6 protein-coding genes are annotated in these 7,016 nt (G+C 40.0%); 4 read left to right on the top strand and 2 right to left on the bottom strand.

Features of this window, described 5'->3' with window-relative positions; all coding sequences use genetic code 11:
• A partial coding sequence (locus EZJ28_RS05700; RefSeq protein WP_131395810.1) for a PKD domain-containing protein occupies nucleotides 1-1,692 on the bottom strand: 1,692 nt, incomplete at its 3' end.
• Between the two features lie 599 nt (nucleotides 1,693-2,291).
• Here EZJ28_RS05700 and pdxH point away from each other — a divergent pair.
• Genes pdxH through EZJ28_RS05680 form a run of 4 tightly spaced genes read left to right on the top strand, consistent with a single transcriptional unit; the run spans nucleotide 2,292 to nucleotide 6,436 of the window.
• Nucleotides 2,292-2,936 (top strand): pyridoxamine 5'-phosphate oxidase, encoded by a 645-nt coding sequence (gene pdxH / locus EZJ28_RS05695; protein ID WP_131395808.1) that lies wholly within the window; start codon nucleotides 2,292-2,294, stop codon nucleotides 2,934-2,936.
• 3 nt (nucleotides 2,937-2,939) lie between these two features.
• Complete coding sequence (locus EZJ28_RS05690) at nucleotides 2,940-3,425, top strand: histidine phosphatase family protein (RefSeq protein WP_131395806.1); 486 nt, start codon at nucleotides 2,940-2,942, stop codon at nucleotides 3,423-3,425.
• A 6-nt stretch (nucleotides 3,426-3,431) separates the two neighbouring features.
• On the top strand, nucleotides 3,432-5,534 hold the full coding sequence (gene ppk1, locus EZJ28_RS05685; protein WP_131395804.1) for a polyphosphate kinase 1: 2,103 nt from the start codon (nucleotides 3,432-3,434) through the stop codon (nucleotides 5,532-5,534).
• Complete coding sequence (locus EZJ28_RS05680; protein ID WP_131395802.1) at nucleotides 5,534-6,436, top strand: Ppx/GppA phosphatase family protein; 903 nt, start codon at nucleotides 5,534-5,536, stop codon at nucleotides 6,434-6,436. The genes ppk1 and EZJ28_RS05680 overlap by 1 nt, the downstream gene beginning before the upstream one ends.
• Here EZJ28_RS05680 and EZJ28_RS05675 read toward each other — a convergent pair.
• Complete coding sequence (locus EZJ28_RS05675) at nucleotides 6,433-7,014, bottom strand: tRNA-(ms[2]io[6]A)-hydroxylase (protein ID WP_131395800.1); 582 nt, start codon at nucleotides 7,012-7,014, stop codon at nucleotides 6,433-6,435. The genes EZJ28_RS05680 and EZJ28_RS05675 overlap by 4 nt on opposite strands.
• Between the last annotated feature and the right edge of the window lie 2 nt (nucleotides 7,015-7,016).

Below are 7,016 nucleotides of genomic sequence, written 5' to 3'. Positions count from 1 at the left end.
CACGCTTGGGCTCTGCAAGTCGGAGGTGAATCCGTCGGGTCCACTCCATGCATAGCTAAGATTAGCGTCGTTATTGGCTGAAGTAGCCGACCCGTCCAATGTGATCGAAGTAATGGTACAGGTTAGTTCCTTATTGTCTCCTGCTTCTGCTACTGGAGCAGTGATATCCTGAGTTACCTCTACGGTATCGGTACCGAAACATCCGTTATCGGCATCGGTTACGGTAAGGGTATAGATACCGATGGCATCCACGCTTGGGCTCTGCAAGTCGGAGGTGAATCCGTCGGGTCCACTCCATGCATAGCTAAGATTAGCGTTGTTATTGGCTGAAGTAGCCGACCCGTCTAATGTGATCGAAGTAATGGTACAGGCTAGTTCCTTATTGTCTCCTGCTTCTGCTACTGGAGTAGTGGAATCCTGAGTTACTTCCACAGTATCAGAGGAAGAACATCCATTATCAGTATCAGTTACCGTAAGAGTGTATATACCGGGATTAGACACGGTAGCATCTTCGCTAGTTGCGGAGAAATCACCAGGACCACTCCAGGAATAGGTTAAATTGGCATCGGCGTTAGTAGAAGTACCAGATCCGTCAAGGGTCACTGAAGAAGTGGAACAGTTAAGCTCCATATTATTTCCGGCTTCAACAACTGGAGTCGGATCCTGCTCTATGGTAAAGCTGGCAGATTTCTCACATCCGTAAGTATCATTTACAGTAATGGTATATGTACCTGCCTCAAGATTAGTAATGTCTTCAGAAGTTGAACTAAATCCATTAGGCCCTTCCCAGCTAACAATAAAAGGATCGGTACCACCTGAAATGGTAATGTCTACACTACCTAAGCTTGAAGCATCACAATTAATATCAATGATATCCCCGGTTACGTTAATCTCAGAAGGATTACTAATTAAAACAGTATAATCACTATCAGTTCCCTGATCGTCTATTACGGTGAGAGTGGTGGTAAAATCTTCGGAAGAGGAAGTTGTAAAGGTCGGATTTGGTAAGGAACTATCAGGAGTTCCATCATCATTAAAATCCCATGAAAATGTATAAGGAGCAACACCGCCATTTGTAGTAGATGAATAGTTAACAGTAGTAGTACCATTTTCTCTACATACGGTGTAGTCAAATTGCACAGCTAATGGAGCAGCAATAATAGTACTGGTTGGGAATTCGCATTGAGTTTTATTATAACTATTGCAGTCATAATTGTACTGAATATCAGTATTTCCGCCTGTTCTCCAGGCAACTAAAATGTTCTGTAATAAAAGTTCGGTACCACATTCCCATTCAAAAGAATTACTTCCGTCATTAGGATATATCTGTCTACTTTGTGGTTCACCTTTACCGGGAACATCCCCTAAATATGAATTTATATAAGTTGTCTCACCGTCTATCACGAGATCAGCAAAAACTCTGGTGCTGTTTATGGTGTTGCTTGCATTTGAACTGTAATTAAGCATCACCTTTGCATTGAGAATCTCTCCAGAATCACAGTCATCAACATCAATAACTGTATTAGAATCTGTATCAATCAACGTTAGAAAAACATCATTAAGTGTAAAGTTTTCTGAAGTACAGTTCCATCCCCCACAATTTCTAAGATCGGGGGTAGAGGTTTGCGCATTTAGTCCTATAGTAAAAAGGAATAATGCAACAATAAATGAGTAAGTAGTTTTCCAAATCATATTAATAATGTTTAGAATTATCAAATTTTTTTAATCCCTTTCGGGAAATCATTTCAATAGTTTAGACCTTCAGAGAAAGTCAGCTTCATCTGATTTGGGGAACTCAGTTTCAAAAATCTTAAGGGTACAAACACCGGGTAATGTTGAGGGGATTACCTATAGAAGTGTGGGGGTGACTCTATTGTGGTGTTATTCTGGGGTAAAATTATGTTATAAAAACCTGTTAAAAGAGAAATGCTACAACTATTAGATATAATGTAAAATATACTCGTTCAACTACATGATTTGGTAGATTCTATTCAATGGAAATGAGGGATTTATCTTTAAAAACTGTCATATTTATGTAGGAATTTGAACAATTAAATAAGGGAAAACCCTAAAAAACAGACAACTAAAAGACCTGATTAAGCAAAATATCCTACACGCAATTTCGTACAATAATTTTATACTTAATTGATATTGTGAGAGTTAATTCTTAATGTTTTTGAACTTTCTTCAATGTTCAGTACCTCGATAAATTTCATTCGGTCTACTGCGATGAAAAAACATTTTAGCCTTGTTCAATAAACTTGTAAATTGCATAAAACTTTCCACCACAAATGCAAAAAGACCTTACTCATTACCGTCGATCCTACGAAAAAGGAATTCTTCTTGAAAAAGATATTCCAAAGGAACCTTTTGAACTCTTTAAATCATGGTTCAGTCTTGCGGATGAATCTCCCGAAGTTGGAGAAGCTAATGCCATGAGTGTTTCAACAGTGGGAAAAGACCTTATGCCCAAATCACGGATCATCTTATTAAAATCATTTGATCCTAATGGTTTTGTTTTTTTTACTAACTACGAATCAGAAAAAGGAAAGGACCTGGATGAAAATCCGCAATGTTGCCTTTCATTCTTTTGGGCAGCACTGGAAAAGCAGGTCATAATTCAGGGAGAGACCGCAAAAATACCTGAAGATGAATCAGAAAAATACTTTCATTCCAGGCCCAGAGGCAGCCAGTTAGGAGCACATGCCTCTAACCAAAGTTCAGTGGTTCCTTCACGGGAATTTTTGGAGGGAAAACTGGCCGATCTTGAAAGGAAGTATGAGAATAAGGAAATTCCTTTACCTTCCTATTGGGGAGGTTACCTTGTAAAACCGGTCTCCTTTGAGTTCTGGCAGGGCCGCAAAAACCGTCTCCACGACAGAATACTTTATTCTCGGGAAGGCGATAACTGGATTTATAAAAGATTAGCACCTTAGATTATGAAAAGACTAGTATTGGTAAGACATGGGAAATCTTCATGGGATAATGATCTGCCAGATCATAAAAGGCCTTTGAAGAAAAGAGCTTATAATGATGCTGAAGTAGTGCTGGATGCCTTTGAGCATTTTTATGAACCACCTGCACTCTTTTGGAGCAGCCATGCTGTGAGGGCCCATGAAACTGCTAAAATGTTCAAAAAAAGACTTAAGGTAAATGATGAAGATTTCAGGGTAGTGGAGGATCTTTATACTTTTAATCAAAATGAACTGTTATCGGTAATACGTTCATGTCCAGATGATGTGGATAAACTTTTTGTTTTTGGTCACAATCCCGGGATGACTATCCTTGTAAACTCCCTCGGTGATAAAAAGCTGGACAACCTTCCTACCACCGGTCTATGTGTGATCGATTTTGAAGTTGATTCATGGAAAGAGGTACGAAAAGGTAAAACTTTGCTAACCTTGTTGCCTAAAAATCTCCGATAGATTTACATGTTGGAAAAACGTTACACAAACAGGGAGTTGAGCTGGCTGTCTTTTAATGCCAGGGTTTTACAGGAAGCTGCAGATGAAACGGTTCCCTTAATTGAGAGACTGCGGTTTCTGGGGATATTTTCAAATAACCTTGACGAGTTTTTTAAAGTACGCTACGCGACAGTCAAGCGTATAGATCTTGCCGGAAAATCTGGGAAGAGCGCGCTTGGTGGAATAAAAGCGAACAAGCTTCTGGAGGAGATCACCAAGATCGTGATAGATCAGCAGGCTGAAAGTCTAAAAATCCTGGAGGATATCCAAACGAAACTTCGCAAGCATAAAATCCATATTATAAAGGAAGACGAGGTTACCCAAAATCAGGAAGAGTTTATAAGAAATTTCTTTTTGAGCAAGGTTAGTCCCGCACTGGTTACCATTATTCTGAACGACCTTCCGGAGATCCCTATGCTTAAAGACAGTGCCGCATATCTGGCAGTGAAAATGGTTATGGCTGAAGAAACCGTTCCGAATACTGGCATTTCCAAGATCATTAACCGTTCGGTCAAGGAGAAAAGATATGTACTTATTGAGATACCCAGAAATATTGAACGCTTTGTGGTGCTTCCTGAAGAAAACGGAAACCAGTATATCATCCTGCTTGATGATCTCATCAGGCACAATCTGAATATGATCTTTAATATCTTTAAATATGAAAGTCTTTCGGCTCATATGATAAAGATAACCAGGGATGCAGAGCTGGATCTGGACAGTGATTTGAGTAAAAGTTTTATAGAGAAGATATCAGATAGTGTAAAGGACAGGATTAAAGGTGATCCGGTTCGTTTTGTATATGATAAGAATATAGATCAGGACACTCTCACCTATCTTATGGATAAGATGGGAATAGAATCTACAGATAGTATCATTCCCGGAGGGCGTTATCATAACCGGCGGGATTATATGGAATTCCCAAGTCTGGGAAGGCCGGATCTGCAATATGAAGTAAGGGAGCCACTTCCTATCCCCGGATTGATTTTACAGACGAGTCTTTTGAGTGGGATTGCTAAGAAGGATTATCTGCTCTACACTCCTTATCAGAGCTTTGCTTACGTGGTGAAGTTTTTAAGGGAGGCTGCTTTAGATCCTAAGGTTAAGACTATCAAGATCACCATTTATCGTCTCGCGAAGATATCACATATTGCCAGTTCGCTGATTAATGCTGTAAAAAATGGAAAGAAGGTCACAGTGCAAATCGAACTGCGTGCGCGTTTTGATGAAGTGGCCAATATTCGGTATGCCGAGCAAATGCAGGAAGAGGGCGTGAAACTGATCTTCGGAGTTCCGGGTCTGAAAGTCCACTGTAAAACCTGTGTGATAGAAAGGGAAGAGGACGGTAAATTGAAGAGATATGGATTTATAAGTACCGGGAATTTCAATGAAAGTACTTCACGGGTTTATACGGATTATACCCTTTTTACGGCAGATCCGGCCATACTGAAAGAAGTGAACAAGGTCTTCGATTTTTTCGAGATCAATTATAAGGTGAATAAATATAAACATCTCATCGTCTCTCCTCATTACACACGGAGTGCACTCTATAAACTCATTCAGAATGAGATAGACAATATAAAAGAAGGCAAACCCGCCGGGATTAGACTTAAGCTGAACAGTATTTCTGACAACGGGATTATAGACAAGCTTTACACTGCGAGTAAGGCCGGGGTGAAGATTAAGCTTATAGTGCGTGGAATTTGCTGTCTTATACCTGGTATTGAAGGATTAAGCGAGAATATCGAGGCTATAAGTATAGTGGATAAGTTCCTTGAGCATCCAAGAATTTTTATCTTCGAGAATGGAGGGGATCCGAAAGTGTATATATCTTCCGCCGATTTTATGACCCGGAACCTTGATCAACGGGTAGAAGTTTCGTGTCCTATATATGATGAAGATATTAAGAAAGAGCTTATGGATACATTTGACATTAGCTGGAGTGATAACGTTAAAGCTCGAAATCACTGCAGGGGAATGGCAAATCCATACAGGCAGAGTGATGGTCCAAAGATCAGGTCTCAGTTCGCTCTTTACGATTATTATTTGAAAAAAATTGAAATACAGGAGTAATGATAAAACAGAAAACCTACGCCGCCATAGATATCGGTTCTAATGCCGTAAGACTTTTAGTTTCTACCATTACCGAAAAAGAGGGGATGGAGACCGACTTTAAAAAGACTTCACTGGTAAGGGTGCCTATTCGTCTGGGATCTGATGTTTTCCTCAAACAAAAAATTTCAGACAAGAATATCCAGAGAATGACAGATACCATGCTGGCGTTCAATTTACTGATGAAGTCACATGGGGTGGAAAAATATAAGGCATGTGCCACTTCGGCTATGCGCGAAGCTAAGAACGGAGAAGAGGTCTCTCAAGTGGTAAAGGAAAGGACCGGAGTGGAAATAGAGATCATAGATGGAAGCCATGAGGCTGCCATCATTGCTGCAACTGATCTTCATGCCCTTATACAGAATGATTGTAACTATTTGTACGTGGATGTAGGTGGTGGTAGCACAGAATATACATTATATAGTAATGGAAAGACCATAGCCTCGAGATCCTTTAAAGTTGGTACGGTGAGAATGATGGAGGATCTGGTTGAGCATAGGACCTGGGAGGAGATGCAGGCCTGGGTAAAGGAAACAACTAAAGATTATGATGATATAGATCTTATTGGATCTGGCGGAAACATTAATAATATCTTTAAGACCAGTGGAAAAAAGGAAGGAAAACCATTAAGCCTTAAATATTTAAAGGATTATAATGAAATGCTGAATTCCTACACCTATGAGGAACGAATCACCGAACTGGGATTGAAGAATGACAGGGCAGATGTGATCATTCCTGCATCAAAGATATATGTGAATTCGATGAAATGGGCCAGGGCCCACCGCATCTTTGTGCCTAAGATTGGTCTCGCAGATGGGATCATTAAATCCCTTCATAATAAATCTAAAAGAAAATCCTCTTAACCATGGATGGTTTCCTTTTTACCAAGTTCTTTCATCACTTCGGCTTCATATTCTAGTAATTCCTGCCATTTACGGTCTACGATCTCTCGTTCTCCATATTTCCGGGCAAATTTGAGGAACATGGTATAATGGTTAGCTTCACTTACCATCAGGTCTTTGTAAAACTTTGAAAGTTCTTTGTCTTCAAGTTCTTCAGAAAGTAAACGGAAACGCTCGCAACTTCTGGCTTCTATCAAACCGGCGATAAGCAACCTGTGAATAAGCTGGGTTGTACGGCTGCCTCCTTTAGGGAAGAACTCCCTCAGTTTTATTACGTATTCATCCTTGCGATCCCAGCCCATTGTATAACCTCTTTCCAGGATCTTCTCATGAACCATCTTAAAATGTCCCATTTCTTCTCGTGCCAAAGCGGTCATGGCTGTGACAAGCTCAGAATATTCGGGGTAGGTAACTATTAAAGAAATTGCAGTGGAAGCAGCCTTCTGCTCACAATAAGCATGGTCTACCAGAATTTCTTCTATATTCTTTTTAGCGATATCTGCCCATCTGGGATCTGTTGGTAACTTGAGTCCTAACATAA

This window comes from Gramella sp. KN1008, from assembly GCF_004332155.1.
GTDB lineage: Bacteria > Bacteroidota > Bacteroidia > Flavobacteriales > Flavobacteriaceae > Christiangramia.
Note: the sequence above shows the minus strand (reverse complement) of the source record. Positions and strands in the feature narration are given on the sequence as shown.